This window comes from Knoellia sinensis KCTC 19936 (genome assembly GCF_000768705.1).
GTDB lineage: Bacteria > Actinomycetota > Actinomycetes > Actinomycetales > Dermatophilaceae > Knoellia > Knoellia sinensis.
Genome location: NZ_AVPJ01000005.1, coordinates 45,319 through 64,135 on the forward strand (window position 1 = coordinate 45,319; position 18,817 = coordinate 64,135).

General features: G+C 69.0%; 19 protein-coding genes. 13 read left to right on the forward strand and 6 right to left on the reverse strand.

Going from position 1 to position 18,817, the window contains the following annotated elements:
- Nucleotides 1-10: 10 nt before the first annotated feature.
- Nucleotides 11-280 carry a hypothetical protein gene (locus N802_RS08220; RefSeq protein ID WP_035914630.1) on the forward strand — a complete coding sequence of 90 codons (270 nt, stop codon included), beginning with the start codon at nt 11-13 and terminating at the stop codon, nt 278-280.
- 73 nt (nt 281-353) lie between these two features.
- On the opposite strand, the gene N802_RS08225 is transcribed toward N802_RS08220, so the two are convergent.
- Nucleotides 354-1,430, reverse strand: coding sequence for an SGNH/GDSL hydrolase family protein (locus N802_RS08225; RefSeq protein ID WP_035915037.1), 1,077 nt, complete (start codon nt 1,428-1,430; stop codon nt 354-356).
- A 170-nt stretch (nt 1,431-1,600) separates the two neighbouring features.
- On the opposite strand from N802_RS08225, the gene N802_RS08230 reads away from it, so the two are divergent.
- From N802_RS08230 to N802_RS08245, 4 genes are all read left to right on the forward strand, one after another.
- Nucleotides 1,601-2,977: a cystathionine beta-synthase gene (locus N802_RS08230; protein ID WP_035914631.1), complete on the forward strand. Its 1,377-nt coding sequence runs from the start codon at nt 1,601-1,603 to the stop codon at nt 2,975-2,977.
- A gap of 196 nt (nt 2,978-3,173) precedes the next feature.
- The gene (locus N802_RS08235; RefSeq protein ID WP_035914632.1) at nt 3,174-3,590 is read left to right on the forward strand and encodes a CBS domain-containing protein; all 417 of its coding nucleotides are present in this window, start codon (nt 3,174-3,176) and stop codon (nt 3,588-3,590) included.
- 110 nt (nt 3,591-3,700) lie between these two features.
- Nucleotides 3,701-5,806 carry an NADPH-dependent 2,4-dienoyl-CoA reductase gene (locus tag N802_RS08240; protein WP_035914635.1) on the forward strand — a complete coding sequence of 702 codons (2,106 nt, stop codon included), beginning with the start codon at nt 3,701-3,703 and terminating at the stop codon, nt 5,804-5,806.
- Between the two features lie 287 nt (nt 5,807-6,093).
- Nucleotides 6,094-6,375 (forward strand): hypothetical protein, encoded by a 282-nt coding sequence (locus N802_RS08245; protein WP_035914638.1) that lies wholly within the window; start codon nt 6,094-6,096, stop codon nt 6,373-6,375.
- A 15-nt stretch (nt 6,376-6,390) separates the two neighbouring features.
- On the opposite strand, the gene N802_RS08250 is transcribed toward N802_RS08245, so the two are convergent.
- The 4 genes from N802_RS08250 to N802_RS08265 form a co-directional block, all read right to left on the reverse strand.
- A complete protein-coding gene (locus N802_RS08250) occupies nt 6,391-7,059 on the reverse strand; it encodes a response regulator (RefSeq protein WP_035914640.1) in 669 nt (222 codons plus the stop codon).
- On the reverse strand, nt 7,056-8,201 hold the full coding sequence (locus N802_RS19395; RefSeq protein WP_052109636.1) for a sensor histidine kinase: 1,146 nt from the start codon (nt 8,199-8,201) through the stop codon (nt 7,056-7,058). The genes N802_RS08250 and N802_RS19395 overlap by 4 nt, the downstream gene beginning before the upstream one ends.
- Before the next feature lie 92 nt (nt 8,202-8,293).
- Complete coding sequence (locus N802_RS08260; protein ID WP_084072024.1) at nt 8,294-8,611, reverse strand: lactococcin 972 family bacteriocin; 318 nt, start codon at nt 8,609-8,611, stop codon at nt 8,294-8,296.
- 130 nt (nt 8,612-8,741) lie between these two features.
- Nucleotides 8,742-9,392 carry a hypothetical protein gene (locus tag N802_RS08265; protein WP_156971330.1) on the reverse strand — a complete coding sequence of 217 codons (651 nt, stop codon included), beginning with the start codon at nt 9,390-9,392 and terminating at the stop codon, nt 8,742-8,744.
- 185 nt (nt 9,393-9,577) lie between these two features.
- Here N802_RS08265 and N802_RS08270 point away from each other — a divergent pair, with 185 nt between their 5' ends.
- From N802_RS08270 to N802_RS08280, 3 genes are read left to right on the forward strand one after another with little or no spacing between them, the layout of a single operon-like run.
- Nucleotides 9,578-11,536: a hypothetical protein gene (locus N802_RS08270; RefSeq protein WP_035914643.1), complete on the forward strand. Its 1,959-nt coding sequence runs from the start codon at nt 9,578-9,580 to the stop codon at nt 11,534-11,536.
- Between the two features lie 37 nt (nt 11,537-11,573).
- Complete coding sequence (locus N802_RS08275; RefSeq protein WP_035914651.1) at nt 11,574-12,239, forward strand: ABC transporter ATP-binding protein; 666 nt, start codon at nt 11,574-11,576, stop codon at nt 12,237-12,239.
- Nucleotides 12,236-12,631 carry a hypothetical protein gene (locus N802_RS08280; protein ID WP_035914652.1) on the forward strand — a complete coding sequence of 132 codons (396 nt, stop codon included), beginning with the start codon at nt 12,236-12,238 and terminating at the stop codon, nt 12,629-12,631. Before N802_RS08275 ends, N802_RS08280 begins: the two co-directional genes overlap by 4 nt.
- A gap of 167 nt (nt 12,632-12,798) precedes the next feature.
- Here the strand turns inward: N802_RS08280 and msrA are convergent, their stop codons facing one another.
- Complete coding sequence (gene msrA, locus N802_RS08285; RefSeq protein ID WP_035914653.1) at nt 12,799-13,491, reverse strand: peptide-methionine (S)-S-oxide reductase MsrA; 693 nt, start codon at nt 13,489-13,491, stop codon at nt 12,799-12,801.
- A gap of 162 nt (nt 13,492-13,653) precedes the next feature.
- On the opposite strand from msrA, the gene N802_RS08290 reads away from it, so the two are divergent.
- From N802_RS08290 to N802_RS08310, 5 genes are all read left to right on the forward strand, one after another.
- Nucleotides 13,654-14,691, forward strand: coding sequence for a GNAT family N-acetyltransferase (locus N802_RS08290; RefSeq protein ID WP_035914654.1), 1,038 nt, complete (start codon nt 13,654-13,656; stop codon nt 14,689-14,691).
- Between the two features lie 75 nt (nt 14,692-14,766).
- A complete protein-coding gene (locus N802_RS08295; protein WP_035914655.1) occupies nt 14,767-15,966 on the forward strand; it encodes a cystathionine gamma-synthase in 1,200 nt (399 codons plus the stop codon).
- Nucleotides 15,967-15,969: 3 nt separating this feature from the next.
- Entirely contained in the window at nt 15,970-17,301 is a 1,332-nt protein-coding gene (locus N802_RS08300; RefSeq protein ID WP_035914656.1) for a glutamate mutase L, read from the forward strand.
- Between the two features lie 54 nt (nt 17,302-17,355).
- Nucleotides 17,356-17,781 carry a VOC family protein gene (locus tag N802_RS08305; protein WP_035915045.1) on the forward strand — a complete coding sequence of 142 codons (426 nt, stop codon included), beginning with the start codon at nt 17,356-17,358 and terminating at the stop codon, nt 17,779-17,781.
- Nucleotides 17,781-18,752: an ATP-binding cassette domain-containing protein gene (locus tag N802_RS08310; RefSeq protein ID WP_052109638.1), complete on the forward strand. Its 972-nt coding sequence runs from the start codon at nt 17,781-17,783 to the stop codon at nt 18,750-18,752. Before N802_RS08305 ends, N802_RS08310 begins: the two co-directional genes overlap by 1 nt.
- The last annotated feature ends 65 nt before the right edge of the window (nt 18,753-18,817 follow it).

The following is an 18,817-nucleotide window of genomic DNA, read 5'->3' on the forward strand; positions in this document are numbered from 1 at the left end:
GCGCTGAACCATGCATGCACTTCCCGACGACGTCTCTCGGGAGCTCGAGCGCGTGGTTCGCAGGTGGCGTGAGCTGCCGGCGGACCGCGCGCTCGCCGCGTCCGGAGCCGTGCAGGAGGTCGTCCGGGACCTCGCCGACGCCACCGCCGGCCAACCCGTGCCAGACCTGGGTGTGGCCGTGCTCATCGACCAGTTGCGCGTCCTGGTGTGGGATGCCGCATCAGCGGGGGTCCCCGACCTCGCCGACCGCCTCGCCGAACTCCGCCGCACCCTCCCCTGACCCCGCCACCCCAGACCGACTGATTGCCCGTCTCTGCACGCGCTCGCTGCGCTCGCCGTGCGGAGACGGGCAATCAGTCGGCGGGTTCGGCCGGTGAGGCGTTCCGGGTGGACGCGTCGACCTGTTCGACCTCGTCGGTCTCGGGGTCGCGCGCCGCGGGAACGGCGTCGGGACGGCGACGCAGCAACACGGCCCAGCGGCCGCGAGGACCTCTGGCCTGGCCGCCCACCTCGGTCGGCGCAACCTCGGTGCCCGCGTCCTTGACCGCCTGGCCGGCCGCGACGGCGACCGGGCCGACACCTTCGCCACGCCGTGCCTCCGGGGCGCGGTCCGCAGTGTCGTGACCCCACACCCCCAGGGCAGCGCACACCGATGGAAGCAGGGCTGCCGCAGCCCGGGCATAACCGGCCGCGGACGGGTGGAAGCGATCCTCCGAGAACATCGTCCGCGGCGACGCTGCGAACTCCTTGCCGAGCAGGTCACCCAACGACACGGTGCGCCCGCCGGCCTCCACCACCGCGACGGTCTGGGCCGCTGCCAGGTCCCGACTCCACCGACGCGCGAGCAAACGTAGGGGCTGGGCCAGCGGCTCGATCGTCCCGAGGTCGGGGCAGGTGCCGACGACGACCTCACTTCCGAGCGCGCGAGCCCGGCGGACCGTGATCTCGAGGTGCCGCACGGCCGTCGCCCGGTCGATCCGGTGGGTGACGTCGTTCGCGCCCACCATGATGACCACGACGTCCGGGACGTCGATCGACTCGAGTCCCTGCGCGAGTTGGCGCTCGAGGTCGCTCGACTCGGCACCCACGACGGCGCGGTTCGTCAGGTGCACACGGCGACCCAGCAGAGCAGCGACACCATTGGCCACGATCCCACCGACGGTCTCGTGTGGGTGCTTGGCGCCCATGCCCGCGGCACTCGAGTCGCCGAGGACGAGGATCTCGATTGGGTCCCCGGGGCCGGCGCCATAGGTGCCGTCGTCATCGGGTGACGAGTCGAAGGGTGTCCCCACGATGCGCCGAGCGAGCATGGCCTCGCCCTTGATGACGCCGTAGCCCACGGCGCCCAGCGCAGCAGTCGCCGCGGCCAGGCCGCCACCCCCGTATGCCGCGGTCGCCGCGATCTTGCGTGCCCGTCGTGCCCGTCCCATGTGGTCGTCCACCCTCCTTGAAGTCTCGTCCACGCTAACGCTCACCGCCGACGCTCACGTTCCCATCCGGCATACCAACCTCGTCTTTGTGCCCTGTTGGGACAACTCGCTGGCGCTCGCCGTCCCAACAGGGCACAAAGACGAGGCTGGCGAGGTGGGAGGATGGGGCCATGAAGTATGCCGAGCACATCGTCGACCTCGTGGGCAACACCCCGCTCGTGAAGCTGAACTCCGTGACCGACGGAATCGCCGCGACCGTCCTCGCCAAGGTCGAGTACATGAACCCCGGTGGGTCCGTGAAGGACCGCATCGCCCTCAAGATGGTCGAGGCCGCAGAGGCCTCCGGCGCCCTCAAACCGGGCGGCACCATCGTCGAGCCGACGAGCGGCAACACCGGCGTCGGTCTCGCCCTGGTGGCTCAGCGCAAGGGCTACAAGTGCATCTTCGTCTGCCCCGACAAGGTGAGTGAGGACAAGCGCAACGTCCTCAAGGCCTACGGCGCCGAGGTCGTCGTCTGCCCGACCGCCGTCGCGCCCGACCACCCGGACTCCTACTACGAGACGTCCGACCGCTTGGTCCGTGAGACCGAGGGAGCGTGGAAGCCCGACCAGTACTCCAACCCCAACGGTCCCGCCTCGCACTACGAGACCACCGGCCCCGAGATCTGGAACGACACCGACGGCGAGCTCACGCACTTCGTCGCAGGCGTCGGCACCGGCGGCACGATCACGGGCACGGGCCGCTACCTGCGCGAGGCCTCGGCCGAGCGAGAGGGCGGGCGCGTCCAGATCATCGGCGCCGACCCCGAGGGCTCCGTCTACTCCGGCGGCACCGGGCGTCCCTACCTCGTCGAGGGTGTGGGGGAGGACTTCTGGCCGAGTGCCTACGACCCCGAGGTCGTCGACCGGATCGTCGCCGTGTCCGACGCCGACTCGTTCGACATGACCCGCCGCCTCGCCCGCGAGGAGGGCCTGCTCGTCGGTGGCTCGTGCGGCATGGCCGTCGTCGCCGCGCTCGAGGTCGCCAAGGACCTGCCCGCCGAGGCCACCGTCGTCGTCCTGCTCCCGGACTCCGGCCGCGGCTACATGAGCAAGATCTTCAGCGACGACTGGATGAGCTCCTACGGCTTCATGCACACCGACGGCGAGACGACGGTCGGCCACGTGTTGCACGCCAAGTCCGGGGACATGCCTGCCCTCGTGCACACGCACCCCAACGAGACGATCCGCGACGCCATCGAGATCCTGCGCGAGTACGGCGTCTCGCAGATGCCCGTCGTCAAGGCCGAGCCGCCCGTCATGACCGGCGAGGTGGCCGGCTCCGTGAGCGAGCGCGACCTGCTCGAGCTGCTCTTCCTCGGCAAGGCGACCCTGCACGACTCCGTCGAGAAGCACATGGGCAAGGGGCTTCCGCTCGTCGGCGCCGGTGAGCCCGTCGCCACGGCCCGACACGAGCTCGAGCACGCGGACGCCGTCCTCGTCATCGAGGACGGCAAGCCCGTCGGCGTCCTCACTCGGGTCGACTTCCTGGGTCACCTCGTCGACTGAGACCCCGCCACAGACCAAGGCCGCGTATGCCGGGAAGCCACCTTCCCGGCATACGCGGCCTTGTCGTTCCTCCGTGATTCCCGAGAGACCTTGGGGGCCTTGCGGCCCGTTGGAGGGGTGGACGCGTTAGCGTCGGGGAAGAGGTGGACGCAGGCGGTCGCCCGGCCGCCCCACCGGCCGAAGGAGTGAGCACCGCATGACCACTGCACGTGACCTCATGACCAGCCCCGCCGAATACCTCAACGCCACGGACACGCTCGATGTCGCGGCGCAGGCGCTCAAGACGAGCAACGTCGGCTCGATGCCGGTGGTGGGGGAGGACGGCCGCCTCTGCGGCATCGTCACCGACCGCGACCTCGTCATCAAGGCAATGGCCGAGGGCAAGGACCCGAACTCGACGCGCGTCGACGAGGTGTGCTCCGCCACCGTCGTCAGCGTCGGACCGGACGACGACGTCGCCGCGGTGGCGCAGGCCCTGTCCCAGAACCAGGTTCGACGCCTGCCGGTCCTCGACGGCGACGAGCTCGTCGGCATCATCAGCCAGGCCGACATCGCCCGCGAGCTCCCCAACGAGCGCACCGGAGACGTGGTCCAGGCCATCTCACGCAACTGACCGGGGAGCCACGCCCGACCACTGAGGTGGGCGGACGGCATACCGGATCGAGAGCAGGAACACACCCGCACGAGGTAGTCCTCGTGCGGGTGTGTCCTTAGGCTCATGCGGTGACTGCCTACCCGAACCTGCTCGCCCCGATCGAGCTCGGCCACGTGACCCTGCCCAACCGCGTCGTCATGGGATCGATGCACACCGGGCTCGAGGATCGGGCCAAGAACTTCCCGAAGTTGGCGGCGTTCTTCGCCGAGCGCGCACGTGGGGGTGCGTCGCTCATCATCACGGGCGGGTTCGCGCCGAACATCGCTGGAACGCTGTTGCCGCTGGCCTCGAAGCTCACGACGCGTCGTGAGGCGAAGCAGCACAAGGTGATCACCGATGCGGTGCACGCCGAGGGTGGGCGGATCGCGCTGCAACTGCTGCACGCGGGTCGCTACGCGTTCACGCCATGGTGTGTCGCGCCGTCGGCGATCAAGAGCCCGATCTCGAAGTTCAAGCCGCGCGCGCTGACGTCGCGTGGGGTCGAGAAGACGATCGACGCGTTCGTGCGGTCGGCGCGACTGGCGCGCGAGGCCGGCTATGACGGCGTCGAGGTCATGGGGTCCGAGGGCTACCTCATCAACCAGTTCCTCGCGCCGCGGACCAACAAGCGCACCGACGAGTGGGGTGGGACGCCCGAGAAGCGTCGCCGCTTCGCCGTCGAGGTTGTGCGCCGCATTCGTGAGGAGGTCGGACCCGACTTCCTTGTCATCTATCGCATCTCCGCGGTCGACCTCGTGCCCGATGGCCAGACGTGGGACGAGGTGGCTGCTCTCGCGCGTGAGGTCGAGGCCGCTGGAGCGACCGTCCTCAACCTCGGTATCGGGTGGCACGAAGCCCGCGTCCCCACGATCGTCACCTCCGTGCCCCGCGCCGCCTTCGCCTCGTATGCCGGCCGGCTCAAGTCCGAGACGTCCCTCCCGGTGATCGCGACGAACCGCATCAACATGCCCGAGGTGGCCGAGGAGATCCTCGGGTCGGGGGATGCCGACTTCGTGTCGTTGGCGCGACCGTTCCTCGCCGACCCCGAGTGGGTGCGCAAGGCTGCGGAGTCCCGGGTCGACGAGATCAACACGTGCATCGCCTGCAACCAGGCCTGCCTCGACCACACGTTCAAGAACCAGCGGGCGACGTGCCTGCTCAACCCGCGCGCGGTCTACGAGACCGAGCTGGTGCTCGGGCCGACGCGTCGGTCGAAGAAGGTCGCGGTCGTCGGCGCCGGGCCGGCGGGTCTCGCCTGTGCGACGACGTTGGCCGAGCGTGGGCACTCCGTTGAGCTGTTCGAGGCTCTGGACGACATCGGCGGGCAGTTCGCCATTGCCCAGCGCATCCCCGGCAAGGAGGAGTTCTCCGAGTCGATCCGCTACTTCCGTCGCCGTATCGAAGTGACGGGCGTGACGCTGCACCTGGGGCGCCGGGTGACGGCTGCCGAACTGCGTGACGGTGGGTTCGACGAGGTCGTCGTCGCCACGGGCGTGGAGCCACGGGTGCCGTCGATCCCCGGTGTCGACCACCCGTCGGTCATGACCTATGCCGAGCTCGTTCGTGGTGAGCGGGAGCCCGGTCAGCGGGTCGCCGTCATCGGTGCTGGTGGCATCGGCGTGGACGTATCCGAATTCCTCACGGCCCAGCCGTCGGCGACGCTGGACCTCGACCTGTGGCGCGCGGAGTGGGGTGTAGGCGACCCGGCCGAGTCCCGTGGCGGACTCACCAAGTCGCTCGTCGAGACGCCGAAGCACGACGTGATCCTGTTGCAGCGCAAGGCTTCCGCGATCGGCAAGGGTCTGGGCAAGACGACCGGCTGGGTGCACCGGGCGGCGCTCAAGGCCAAGGGTGTCGAGCAGGTCACGGGCGTGTCCTACGACCGCATCGACGACGACGGGCTCCACGTGTCGTTCGTGGCTGCCGACGCCGGGGCCGGCAAAGGCAAGGGGCGCAAGGCAGCCAACGGTGGCAAGGGCGGCAAGGGTGGCACGGCGGACGGTGCGCGCGCCTTTCGTGTCATCGCGGTCGACACGATCGTGTTGTGCGCCGGGCAGGAGTCGGTCCGCACGCTCGCCGACGAGTTGGGCGACAGCGGTCTGCCGGTTCACGTGATCGGCGGCGCGGACGTCGCTGCCGAACTCGACGCCAAGCGCGCGATCCGTCAGGGCACGGAGCTCGCCGCCAGCATCTGAGTGGTGCGTCTGCTGGCCGTGCTGTGCGGGACACGGACCTCTGACAGGGTTCGGCTCCAGACGTGTCTTTGCGTCAGACGCGGAAGCAAAGACACGTTCGTTGCTCCGGTCGGCTGACGCAAAGACACCCCATTTGCCCTTACCTCGTGAAGCATGTGGGGGTGTCTTTGCATCGCGAGGGGGAGCAAAGGCACGTCGGGGGGTGCACCTCACGCGGGGCCCTGGATCCCGGATTCCAGCGCGCGTGATGCCCCGAGACAGGCACGCGCCGTGGCACTCTGTCAGGCATGAGCGGATGGTGGTGGGTCGTGATCGTCCTGGCCGTGCTCGGCGTGCTGCTGCTCGTCGTCGGGTTCCTGCAGATGCGCAGTGCCCGGCCGACAGCCGAGATCAAGGGTGGGTTCGGAGGCCCTGCCGGCAGTTCTGACGTCGGTGGCACCGCCGGGTTCAACGCCCCGGACCCTCGCGCCCACTGGAAGGTCGGTGCGCCGCTTCGCATCGCCGGCTTCGCGGCCCTCGCGACCGCCGCGATCATCGGCCTCGCACTCACCATCGCCAAGGCCTTCTGACGGGGCGGCGCCGGGCTACCTGAGTCCGTGTTCGAAGGCGAAGACGACGACCTGCACGCGATCCCGCAGGTCGAGTTTGCGCAGCACTCCGCCGACGTGGGTCTTGACCGTGGACTCGCTCATGTGGAGTTCGTCGCCGATCTCTGCATTGGACAGGCCGCGAGAAACGGCGTCGAAGACCGACCGCTCGCGCTCGGTGAGACGTCGCACGGCGGCGGGAACCGTTCGCGGAGTCGTGAACTGGGCCTCGAGCAGGCTGAGGAGATCGTTCGGGCCGAGCACGGAGTTGCCGCGGTGAACAGTCCGGACGGCGTCCTGGATCTGGATGGGCGTGGCGGTCTTCAGCAGGAATCCGCTGGCGCCCCAGCGGATCGCCTGGGCCGCGCGATCGTCGAGATCGAAGGTCGTGAGGACGACGACTTTGGCCCGGTGTCCTCGACGCGCTGCACGGGACTCGTCGAGGATGTGCCGCGTTGCGTCCGCGCCGTCCATCTCGGGCATCCGGACGTCCATGAGCACGACATCTGGTCGAAGCTGGTCGACGGCCACGAGCGCCCCGAACCCATCACCCGCCTCGCCGACAACGTTGATGTCGGGCTGGGAGTCGAGGATGACCCGCGCCCCGGCTCGGAACAGGTCTTGGTCGTCGACGAGGAGCACCCGGATGGTGGAGTCCGTGCTCACGGGTGCTCCTTCGCGCCGTGGAGAGGCAGGTGGGCATCCACGGTGAAGAGGGTGGAACTGCGCCGCACCTCGAGCTTGCCCTGCGCAGAGTGGACCCGTCGCCGCATGCCGGTCAGCCCGAGCCCGTCGGAGTGGCTGTCCTCCCGTGGGCGGTTGCTCACGACCAGCCGCAGGTCTTCGCGCCAGTCCCGGACGACCCGGATCGGACCCTCGCCGTGCTTGATGGCGTTCGTCAGCATTTCCTGAAGCACCCGATGGGCGACGGTGGCCACCTCTGGGGGCAATGGGCGAGGTACGCCCATGACCCGGTCGCGGACGGTCACCCCGGACGACGACAGGCTGTGCACGAGGCCGTCCAGGTCTGAGGCGTCCCGGTGGATGGGCTCAGCTGCGAGGACTTGACGGACCTCGGTCAAGGACCCACGAGCGGACTCGGAGATCGTGTCGAGAACCGCTTGCACCTCGGGGGGCGTGCGAACGTCAAGGTATCGGGCCGACTCCGCCTGCGTGAGGATGACCGAGAGCGAGTGCCCCACGACGTCGTGGACGTCGTTCGCAAGCCGGGCCTGGTGCTCCTGTGCCTCGGCACGAGCCTGCGCCCGGACCAGCTCCCGTCGGCCCCGCTCGGCGGTGGCACGCCATCTGAAGGTGAGTCCGGCGAGCCACGGAAGGGCGAGCGGCGCCGCCATCATGATCACGAGAAGCACTGCGGCGACCGGCTCCTCAGCCAGACTGGCACGGTCGACGCGTCGCACCGCCTCGGTCCCGGGGTTCGTCAGGAACATGCCGCTGAAGAGGTAGGCGATCGGCATGAGGAGGCCGCTGAGCCACAGCGTCACGGAGCTCCCGCGTCGCGCGCACTGATACATCACGACGGCCGCCACCACCTCGTCCGTGTGGATCTCCGTACCGGTGACCACTCCGAAGAGCTCGAGCACGAGGAGCAATCCGAGGCCCGCCAGAGGCCGAAGCCTGGCACTCAGGACAATGAGCACCAGGACGCACGCCACCACGACGTGCACGACGAAACCCTGGCCCGGACCCCCTTGGTCGCTCCCGCGAGACAACGCGACTTCGGCGACACCGACTGCGCCGGCCGTGACGCCGGCCAGGACAAGCGGTGTCCGTCCCCTCATCCCCATGGCGACGAGTATCCCCGACCGCGCGATGCCGTGCTGCGCACCCCGGGACCGTGTCCTGGCCCGACGTCCGCAGCACGACCTCGTGCAACCGTTCAGCAGGTGCGGTAGTAGTACGTGTCCGTGGCGCCCGACGTGTTGAGGGCGAACTTCTCGGCTGTCGACCGCTGGCCCGAGGCAGTGCAGGCGCTGCGCACCAGGTCCCCGTTGTACTTCACCGACGAGCCATGGGACGTGTTCACCGTGTAGTACGAACGCACCTTGGCGTTCCAGAAGCCGTAGGTCCAGGTGCCCCCGCTCGAGGGGTGCTGGGTGCTGGAACCCGGGTGAAGCCACGCCATGGCGGGGCTGGCGGCCCCGAGTGTCATGAGCAGCATGGCCCCCGTGGCGACTCCGTACTTGATCTTGCGCATGTCTCTGATTCCCCTCTCTCGAGCCGCATGGCTCGTGACTGTTGGTGCGGCCAGCCTCGCCCGCTGGGGTCGGTCGCAACAGCGGGGGTCCGGGTGTCCAACCCTCCTTGACCGGGTCGGGTCCGGCGCGCTAAGGGGCCACTCGGCTGCGTCGCACAAGTGACACCAGCGCCATGCGCTTCCAGCCCCGTGCCCGGCTGGTGTCCTCGGGAAAGCACCGCCGGAAGAGGTGGTCGAGATGACGGTCGACACCCTTGGCCGTCAGGGCCACTCCACGGTGACCCAGACCCTCGGCGATGTCGATGGACGAGGCTGGGCGTCCCGTCTCGGCCGTCCGTGCGCACAGCTCGTCAAGCACGGCGGCTCCGATCGTTCCCTTGCCCAGCCGAAGTCGCTTGATGGACGAAACGCTCTCGTCGCAAGGCATCGACCGGACCTGCTCGGTCTGCTCCGGGCCGAAGAGCGTCAGTCGTTCGCTGACAGCGCACCCCCCGACGTGGAACGAAGCCTCGGAGAACTCGAAGGGGACGACGAGGCGACGATGGCCAGCTGGTGCGCGGACCCGCAACTCGGGATTCTCGAGGTCGACCAGCCAGAGTTCCGCGTCGAGACTGAGGTTGGAGATCCACAGGTCGTCACCCAAGTGCAGCTCTGCTCGGAACCACGCGCCCGGCGCGGCTCGCAGGGTGATGTCGACCGAACACCGGACACAGTGGCACGAGCCCAGCACGAGTGAACCGTCCCTCGTGACATCCACTCGTCGTGGTGGCGTGCTCGCCATCACCGTGGCCTTTCCCCTGCCCCCCATGTCCCCGCTTCCCTGGACGATTACCGAACGTCATCGAGCGAAGCAGACGCGTGGATTGCTCCCATCGCTCGCAGGTGCCGAAGGCCGGTACCTGAGGAGGAGGAGGAGGGGAGGGGCGCGCTCTAGCGTTTCAGCCATCCGACAGAGAGAAGGCCGCTGTGTACCTGCGCATCATCGCCACGGTCACGACCGTGCTGTTCGCCCTGCTCGCTGTCGTTGCGAGTGTGATGACCGACCTGCAGGACCGGAGCTTCCCGCGCGCGCTGGGGGCGACGAGCGCGCTGTCCCTCGACTTCGAGCCGAGCGGACTTTCCGACTCGGAGGCACTGGGGCTTCTGGGTCGAGTCAGCGATGAGGCGGGGCTCGGACTCGTGCGCATCCTGCCCGACCTGGCAGGCGATTCGGACGGGCTGGTCTTCGTGCCCGTCGGGAAGACGGACCCACGCTTGCCCACCCGCTTCTCCTGGTTCGGCGACCAGCCGGACGGCGTCGTCAAGGGGCCGGAGACTTTGGCCCATTCCTTCGCGACAGGGCAGTATCTCGTGACCGGTTCGACGGCGGAGCTCGACGGGACGGTGATGTCCCTGGAGACGAGCGGTGTGCTCGTGCGGCGCGTGGATGCCACGACGGGACAGACGGCGAGCTTCCTCGTTCGGCAGGAGAGCTTTCGGACGACGATGCTGGCAAGCGCCGCGCTCATGCTCGCTCTGGCGTTGCTGTGGCTGTCGGTCCGGGCGCGGGGCCGTGCGCTTCGGGTCCTTGCAGGTGTGCGACCCGGTCGGATCCAGCTCGAGGACATCGGCCGGCTGGCCGTTGCCCTGCTGCTTCCCGCCGTTCCGGTGACCGGGGTCGCCGCCGCCGTCGTGGCCGCGTCGACCGGCACAACATGGCTTGTTCCCTTCGTCTCAACCTTGGTGGCGCTCGAACTCTTCGTCGTCGTCGTCACCGTCGTGAGCGCCGTGCTCATGTCCTTCGCAGCGTGGCCCAAAGTCGCGATGATCGCCGACCGCGTCCCGGCCGTTCGTGGGCTGCGCCAGTCCTCGGCCGCAGTCAAGGCCGCCACCTTCCTGCTTGTGGTGCTCACGGCCGGGCCGGCTTCGTGGGCCTACCAAGAGGCACACGTCGCGGCCGAGCAGGAGGCTCGCTGGAAGTCCCTGGCGGACCAGATGGCGCTCCGCTTTCCCGCGGGTCTCAGTGAGGAGGGGTTCGTCGCCCTCGCCGGACAGGTGGGCAAGGCGGTCTCCGATGCCGACAGTGACGGGCGGGTGGCACTGAGCTACGCACTGGATCCGCATGAGCTCGGGGTCGAACGCAGCGACGTCGAACGGGTTGCTCTCGTGAACCCCACGTGGCTCGAGCTCATGCGCGGACCAGCATCGGCGACCTCGTCCGGCCTGGCGCGCGTGTCGCCGGCGACGGTGCCCGGCAGCCTGCGCGCCGCGCTCGAGCCCAACCTCACCCTGTGGCTGCGCGAGCCAGGCGCCGCCCAGGGCTTCTGGACAACCGTCGAGGTGTGGCAGGCGACGGATCCCAACGCGCTGCCCCTTGCGGCCGCGGGGAGCGGCGACCTCGTCTTCCCGCAGCGGTCGCTGATCGTGGTGGTGCCTGAACCGGCCACGACGTTCAATGACGACTTCCTCGCCTCGCTCGCCTCGAGCAGCAATCTCATCTTCAGCGGCTTGGCCGAAACCACCAACGTCCTGCGTGAGCACGGCCTCGCGGGCACAGTGCAGGTCAAGCTCGCGGCCGAGGACGGGGTCCTTCGCGCCCAGTTCGCCGCGCACGAAGCGTGGTTGCGCGGGGTTGCCCTGCTGGCCCTGATCGTCGCGTTCGTCCTCTCGCTCGGTGTCAGTGCCGCGATCTCCGCACTCGTGTCGGCAAGACGCGACTACCCGTTGCGCCTCGCCGGCAGGACGTGGACCGCCATCGTTGCTCCCCGTGTCTCGAGGGAATGGGTCCTGGGAACCGTGATCGTCGGTGTCGTCCTCGCCAGCCAGGGACTCGACACCTGGGTTCCCACAGTCGGTGCCCTGGGCCTCGGCCTGTTGGGGACGGCACTGGGCCACATCGCGGCGGCGTCCCTGGTGTTCCGGCGGCTCGTGAACCGCCAACTCTGAAAGCACCTTCCAGAACCCCGAGGCAAGGAAAGACAACATGATTCTCGAAGCAGTCGACATCCAGCTCGACATCGATGGACGGACGGCGTTGCGCAGCCAGTCGGTCGTGTGCCGCCCGTCCGTGATGACAGCCCTGGTCGGGCCGAGCGGATCCGGCAAGACGACTTTGCTGAACTGCTTGGGCCTCATGCAGAAGCCCACGTCCGGCCAGGTGCTCTTGGAAGGCGTGGACACGACCTCGTGGGGCGACGCGCGTCGCCGCCGCTTCTGGCGTGACCATGCCTCGTTCGTTCTCCAGGACTACGGGATCATGCTCGAGGAGTCGGTCGCGTTCAACGTCACGATGGTGAGCAGTCTGTGGGGTCGGCGGGTGGGTGGTGACGTCCAGCGCATGCGTCGTGCCCTGGCGATGACGGGTCTGCAGGCGCGTGAGGATGAGCTTGCCGCGCATCTCAGTGGCGGGGAACGACAGAGGCTGGGCATTGCGCGGTCCATCTACAGGGATGCGACCGTCCTGCTCGTCGACGAGCCGACGGCCTCGCTGGACATCGCAAACAGGGACCGCGTCATCGAGCTCCTGCAGGAACGAGCGCGCCAGGGATGCACTCTTGTCGTTGCGAGTCACGACCCTGTGCTCATCGAGGCCTGCGACGTGCAGCACCTCGTTGCGGCACACGACGTCGCGCCGGTGATGGCGTCATGAGCACCGCCGGCTCGCGGACGGGCCGCGCCTGGCCCCTCCTGATCGGTGGAGGGGCGCTTTTCTTCGGACTCGCCCTGATGGTCGCCGGCGTGTTCGGTGGGTTCGTCCCGATCCCGGGGGTGACGACCGGCCCGGCGCGCCCGCCCTGCACCTCCCTACCCTCGGCCACCGAGGTCGAGGCGGCACTGTCCGAGCACGCGGACGTCACTCGGTCACTCCAACGCGCCGTGCCCGGGGCGCGGGTCACCGTCGTGAAACCCTGTGACGGGGCGGAGGCCGGTCGCGGAATGGCCTCCATCTCCGTTCCGGACGGCGACGCGGCGGAGGATGTCTCTCACTGGCTCGGGACGAACGACGGCTACGGGGTGCCGGTTGAGGTCACGACGCGCTGAAGGCCACGCGCCCGGGCCTCTGCGGCGTGCCGTGCATCCCTTCGTGGACGAAACAGACCGTTTCGTAGACGTGGCGCGCCCGCGGGTTGAAGTCGTAGACCTCCAGCGTGATCCGGTGAAGCGATCCACGACCGCGAGCACCAGCCGGTCGGCGGCGAGCGACCGACTCAGGCAGGCGGCGCGATGTCTGTCTGCGCGGGCAGGTTCGCGACGCCGACGGGGCAGGTCAGCCCGTTCGGTCCGTGGTTGCAGTAGCCGTTGGGGTTCTTGTGGAGGTACTGCTGGTGGTAGTCCTCCGCGTAGTAGAACGTGCCCGCCTGGGTCGCCGGCGTCAGCTGCGTCGTGATCTCTCCGGCACCGACCCGCGTCAGCTCGCCCTGGAACGCGTCGTGGGTCGCCCGGGCGGCCGCCTCCTGTTCCGGTGTGGTCCAGAAGATCGCGGACCGGTATGCCGTGCCGATGTCGTTGCCCTGCCGGTTCGCCGTCGTGGGGTCGTGGTTCTCCCAAAAGGCCTTGAGGAGCAGTTCGGGGGTCGTCGCGGCCGGGTCGTAGGCGACGAGGACTGACTCGGCATGACCGGTGCGCCCGGTGCAGGTCTCCTCGTAGGTCGGGTTGGGCGTGAAACCGCCCATGTAGCCCGCGGCTGTCGTCACGACACCCGGCAACTGCCAGAAGATGCGCTCGGCACCCCAGAAACACCCCATCGCGACGTAGAGGACCTGAGTGCCGTCCGGCCACGGCCCTTCGAGCGGCGTCCCGAGGACCTCGTGCGTCGCAGGCACGACGAATGGCCGCGTCGAGCGTCCGGGCAGCGCCTCGGCGGCGGTGGGCATCGTGGTCTTGGCGCGCGAACCGAACATGTCGCTCCTCCGTGGGCGGGCAGGGATCTGTCCGGTGCAATGCTCCGGGCGACTCAATGATTCCCGGACGAGCTGCATCCAGCTGGGTATGACCAGAACGAGGCGGCGGTACGAGCGTTAATCGGTGGCCTTGCAGCGCGCCACGCGAGCACGATGGTGGGCATGACCAGTTCGGCCCCAGCCCACGACGCGCCCCTGACGAGCGCGGCCTTCCGCGTCGTGCCCGTGAGCACGCTGGATCCCGCCCAGACGGAGCTGGCGGAGGCGTGGCAGGCCGTCTTCATCGACTCGGCCATCGCGGACATGGGGGACGACCACGACGCCTGGTCCATGGACTCCCGCAAGGCCCGTGAACAGGACGCGGACTGGGAGAACCGCTACTTCGCCGCACTCGACGGCACGACGGTCATCGCGTCCGCAGAGTTGATGCTGCCGATGCGGGACAACCCGCATTTGGCCATGGTCGACGTCGTGACGCGGCCCGAGCATCGGCGCCGTGGAGTGGGTTCACTGCTGCTGGCGCACCTCATCCGCGAGGCAGCCGAGACAGGGCGGACGTCACTCCTCGCCGAGACCACGACTCGGCCGAACGGGACCGATGCCGGTGAGGTGTTCCTGCGCAAGAACGGGTTTGACCTGGGTCAGACCCTCCAGCGCAACGACCTCGACGTCGCTGCCTACGCCGGCGGCGAAAACCCCACGGAGACACCGGGATACATCATCGAAACCTCCACCGACGACACGCTGGACGAGTGGCTTGAGGACCGCGCCGTTCTCCAACAACGGATGAGCACCGACGCTCCCATCGGGAACCTCGACATCAGCGAGGAGACATGGGACGCAGACCGACTCCGGCGACTGCGCGACACGACCAGGCGCAGCAACCGTCGCGCCATCGAGTCCGTCGCGCGCCACGTCGACTCGGGTCGTCTCGTCGCGTTCTCCGGCCTCCAGATCCCGGCGAACGACCCGAGCCTCGCCTACCAGCAGGACACACTCGTCCTGCGCGAACACCGCGGTCACGGTCTCGGGGCTGCGGTCAAGGCGGCCAACATGCGCGCCCTCCGCGCCGAGTTCCCGCAGACCCGCACGGTCCGCACCTGGAATGCCGAGGAGAACGGTCCGATGATCAGGGTCAACGAGGCTCTCGGCTACCGCACCACCGCCCTCCAGCGCGAGTGGCAGAAGCGGCTCACCTGAGCGAGCGAAGCCAGCCGGACCACCAGACGCCCGGCGGCCGACGACGGAGGCGAGCACCCGGCATACCCTGTCGTCATGACTGACGCAGGCAGCAACCCGGACCTCGGCTTCTCCACCCGCGCCCTCCACGCCGGGCAGGACCCGGACCCCACGACGGGCGCCGTCGTCACGCCGATCTACCAGACGTCGACCTACAAGCAGGACGGCATCGGCGGGTTCCGCAACGGCTACGAATACAGCCGCTCAGCCAACCCCACCCGCACCGCGCTCGAGACCGGCATCGCGGCGCTCGAGGGTGGTGAGCGTGGGTTCGCCTTCGCCTCGGGCCTCGCCGCCGAGGACACGATCCTGCGGGCGCTGCTCAGCCCCGGTGACCACGTCGTCGTGCCGTCCGACGCCTACGGCGGCACCTACCGCCTCTTCAACAAGGTCCTCACGCACTGGGGCGTCGAGCACACCATCGCCGCGATCGCCGACAACGACGCCGTCCGCGCCGCGATCCAGCCCGGCAAGACCCGCATCGTCTGGGTCGAGACGCCGACGAACCCGATGCTCGGCATCGCCGACATCAAGGCGCTCGCTGACATCGCCCACGAGGCCGGCGCGCTGCTCGTCGTCGACAACACGTTCGCGTCGCCCTACCTGCAGCAGCCCCTGGCCGACGGCGCGGACCTCGTGCTCCACTCGACCACCAAGTACTGCGGCGGACACTCCGACGTCGTCGGTGGCGCGGTCGTGGTCGGCCACGGCGTCACCGTCCCGTGGTTCGACAACGAGTCCGCGAGCGAGCGGGTGGCGTTCCACCAGAACTCGATGGGCGCGGTCGCCGGCCCGTTCGACTCGTGGGTCGTGCAGCGCGGCCTCAAGACCCTCGCCATCCGCATGGAGCGTCACAGCGACAACGCCGAGAAGATCGTCGAGTTCCTCCAGGGCCACCCCGGCGTCACGGCCGTGCACTACCCGGGCCTGCCCGACCACCCCGGTCACGAGGTCGCCAAGCGCCAGATGAAGCGCTTCGGCGGGATGGTCGCCTTCCGCGTCAAGGGTGGCGAGGACGTCGCGGTCAAGGTCTGCGCCGAGACCCAGATCTGGACCCTCGGCGAGTCCCTCGGTGGCGTCGAGTCGCTCATCGAGCACCCGGGCCGCATGACCCACGCGTCCGTCGCCGGCACCGAACTCGAGGTCCCCTCCGACCTCATCCGCCTCTCCGTCGGCATCGAGGACGTCGAGGACCTCATCGCCGACCTCAAGCAGGCCCTCGACCGCCTCACCTGACCTGTGCCTTCTCATGATGCAGGGCTCGTCCTCTGCGTCGACGTCGGCTCGACCTTCACCAAGGCCGTCCTCGTCGACGTGACAACTGGCGCGCTCGTGGGTGCCGCATCGTCGCCGACGACCGTCGCCACCGATGTCATGGACGGAGTCGATTCCGTATGCCGTGAGCTCGCCTCCCACGGACCCGTCACCGAGACGCTCGTGTGCAGTTCTGCGGGCGGCGGGTTGCGGATCGCCGTCGTGGGATACGAGCGTGAGGTCACGGCCGAGGCCGGCCACCGAGTGGCGCTGTCGGCGGGCGGGCGAGTGGTGCACGTGTCGGCGGGGCCGTTGTCGGGGGAGGGTGTGCGGGAGCTTCGCGCCGCCTCGCCCGACCTCGTGCTCTTGGTGGGTGGCACTGACGGTGGCAACGCGGATGTGTTGCGGCACAACGCCACTCGCCTCGCCAATGCGCGGCTCAAGGCGCCCATCGTCGTGGCTGGCAATGCAGATGCAGCCGACGAGGTGTCGGCGGAGCTGTCGCGCACCGACCGTCGGCATGTCGTCACGAGCAACGTTCTTCCACGCATCGGCGTCATCGCACCCGAGGCTGCGCGGGCCGCGATCCGCGAGGTGTTCCTCGAGCACGTCATCGGCGGCAAGGGGCTGTCGCGTGGGCGCGGCTTTGCCGAGTTGGTGCGCGCGGCAACTCCGGACGCGGTGTTGCGAGGTGTCGAGCTACTGGCGGACGTGCGCGGCGAGGACGTCATGGTCATCGATGTCGGCGGCGCGACGACTGACGTCTATTCGGTGATCCGGCCCCAGGGTGAGGACGCCGAGATCGAACGCGACGTCGCCGGAACCCTGTGGCACGAACGCACTGTCGAGGCCGACCTCGGCATGCGGTGGAACGCCCTCGGCATCCTTGAAGCAGCCGAGCGCGAGCACCTTCCGCTGTCACCAGACACTGCCGCGTATGCCGGTCACGTCGCCTCCGAGACCGCTCACCGGGCCTCATCGCCGGGGGAGTGGGACGCAGAGGGGGAGTTGGCTCGGGTCGCTGCGGTCGTGGCGGCCCGTCGCCACGGACGACCCCGCGTGGTGGGGGACCGGCCGCGGCCGTTGGCGGACGTGGGCCTGGTGCTCGGCTCGGGAGGGGTATTCCGTCACGGACCGGACGGACTCGCGGAGTCGGCGTTGGGCGCGGTCGGGACCGACCACGCCGGCGGGTGGACGGTTCCGGCGGATGCGACGCGAGGCGTCGACACGGCATACGTGCTCTTTGCCTGTGGGCTCCTCGCCGACACGCATCCGGCGGCAGCACGGGCGCTTGCCGAGACCGTCGCTCGGGGGTAGTGGTCCGAAAAAACGGTTGGGCGGCTGTCAGGGGACGGACCTAGGCTCGTGACCATGAGTGCAGACGCCCCTCGACCTCATGTCCGACCCCTTCTCGACCTCGTGGTCCTCGACTGCCCCGACGCGCTGGAACTCGCCCGGTTCTATGGCGAGGTGCTCGGGTGGGAGTTGGAGGCTGAGTCCGACAAGGATTGGGCCACGCTCGAGCCGCCGGGTGGCGGGATCGCGCCCGACCGTCTCGACGGACGCACGACCCTCGCGTTCCAGCGCATCGATGACTGGGTGGCGCCCACGTGGCCCGGCGGCGCACACCCGCAGCAGTTCCACCTGGACCTGGCCGTGCCGGTGATCTCCGAGGCCGAGCCCGCTGTGCTCGCTGCGGGAGCCTCGGTGGCCGCCGAACAGCCGAGCGACAGCGGGACGTTCAAGGTCTATCTCGACCCGGCCGGCCACCCGTTCTGCCTGGTGGGAGCACCGTGATGCGCGACATCGTGATCGAGGCCGAGAGCCTCGTCAAGAAGTTCGGCGACTTCACGGCCGTCGACGACGTCAGCTTCGAGGTGCCCAAGGGGTCGGTGTTCGGCCTGCTCGGCCCCAACGGCGCAGGCAAGACCACGATCGTGCGGATGATGACCACGCTGGCCACGCCGACGAGTGGCTCCGCGCGGGTGGCTGGGCACGACGTCGTCGCCGAACCGGCGGCCGTGCGCGCAGCGATGGGTTTGACCGCGCAGAGCGCCACAGTCGACGAGTTGCTCACGGGGCGGGAGAACCTCCGCCTCATCGGTGACCTCTACGGACTGGACCGGAAGTTCGTGCGCTCGAGGAGTGAGGAGCTGCTCGAGCAGTTCTCGCTCACCGAGGCCGGCAACAAGGTCGTCAAGGAGTACTCGGGTGGCATGCGGCGTCGCATCGACCTCGCCGTGAGCCTCATCGCGCACCCACCCGTGCTGTTCCTCGACGAGCCGACGACGGGCCTCGACCCGCGCAGTCGCGTCGAGCTGTGGGACGTCCTGCGCGATCTCGTGCGCGACGGCACCACCCTGCTGCTCACCACGCAGTACCTCGATGAGGCCGATCAACTTGCCGATGACATCGTCGTCATCGACCACGGTCGGATCATCGCCCAGGGCACGCCACTCGAACTCAAGAACCAGTCGGGCGCAGCGAGCCTCGTCGTCACCGTCTCGAGGCACGACCGGGTGCAGCAGGCGGCCGAGCTTCTGCGTGGTGCCGTCGAGGGTGAGGTTCATGTCGACGTCGACGCGCGCAAGCTGACAGCCCCGGGCGGCGACGTGGCGGCGCTGAGCCTGGTGGCCGCGCAGCTCGACGACGCGGGCATCGAGATCGATGATCTCGGCATGCAGCGCCCGAGCCTCGACGACGTCTTCCTCACCCTGACCGGCCACAAGGCCGAAGAGTCCAGCAACCAGGAAGAGGTGTCGGCATGAGCACCCCACGAAGTTCTGCCCACGCAGAGCGTGGGACCCGCCCCGCTCCGCTCCTCCAGATACTT

What these genes read in the sequence shown, in the direction of transcription:
- N802_RS08220 (WP_035914630.1), top strand. Translation starts at nt 11, where the DNA reads ATGCATGCACTTCCCGACGACGTCTCTCGGGAGCTCGAGCGCGTGGTT.
- msrA (WP_035914653.1), bottom strand. Translation starts at nt 13,491, where the DNA reads ATGTTCGGTTCGCGCGCCAAGACCACGATGCCCACCGCCGCCGAGGCG.
- N802_RS08260 (WP_084072024.1), bottom strand. Translation starts at nt 8,611, where the DNA reads ATGCGCAAGATCAAGTACGGAGTCGCCACGGGGGCCATGCTGCTCATG.
- N802_RS08295 (WP_035914655.1), top strand. Translation starts at nt 14,767, where the DNA reads ATGACTGACGCAGGCAGCAACCCGGACCTCGGCTTCTCCACCCGCGCC.
- N802_RS08305 (WP_035915045.1), top strand. Translation starts at nt 17,356, where the DNA reads ATGAGTGCAGACGCCCCTCGACCTCATGTCCGACCCCTTCTCGACCTC.
- N802_RS08245 (WP_035914638.1), top strand. Translation starts at nt 6,094, where the DNA reads ATGAGCGGATGGTGGTGGGTCGTGATCGTCCTGGCCGTGCTCGGCGTG.
- N802_RS19395 (WP_052109636.1), bottom strand. Translation starts at nt 8,201, where the DNA reads ATGGGGATGAGGGGACGGACACCGCTTGTCCTGGCCGGCGTCACGGCC.
- N802_RS08230 (WP_035914631.1), top strand. Translation starts at nt 1,601, where the DNA reads ATGAAGTATGCCGAGCACATCGTCGACCTCGTGGGCAACACCCCGCTC.
- N802_RS08235 (WP_035914632.1), top strand. Translation starts at nt 3,174, where the DNA reads ATGACCACTGCACGTGACCTCATGACCAGCCCCGCCGAATACCTCAAC.
- N802_RS08310 (WP_052109638.1), top strand. Translation starts at nt 17,781, where the DNA reads ATGCGCGACATCGTGATCGAGGCCGAGAGCCTCGTCAAGAAGTTCGGC.
- N802_RS08265 (WP_156971330.1), bottom strand. Translation starts at nt 9,392, where the DNA reads ATGGCGAGCACGCCACCACGACGAGTGGATGTCACGAGGGACGGTTCA.
- N802_RS08275 (WP_035914651.1), top strand. Translation starts at nt 11,574, where the DNA reads ATGATTCTCGAAGCAGTCGACATCCAGCTCGACATCGATGGACGGACG.
- N802_RS08290 (WP_035914654.1), top strand. Translation starts at nt 13,654, where the DNA reads ATGACCAGTTCGGCCCCAGCCCACGACGCGCCCCTGACGAGCGCGGCC.
- N802_RS08280 (WP_035914652.1), top strand. Translation starts at nt 12,236, where the DNA reads ATGAGCACCGCCGGCTCGCGGACGGGCCGCGCCTGGCCCCTCCTGATC.
- N802_RS08225 (WP_035915037.1), bottom strand. Translation starts at nt 1,430, where the DNA reads ATGGGACGGGCACGACGGGCACGCAAGATCGCGGCGACCGCGGCATAC.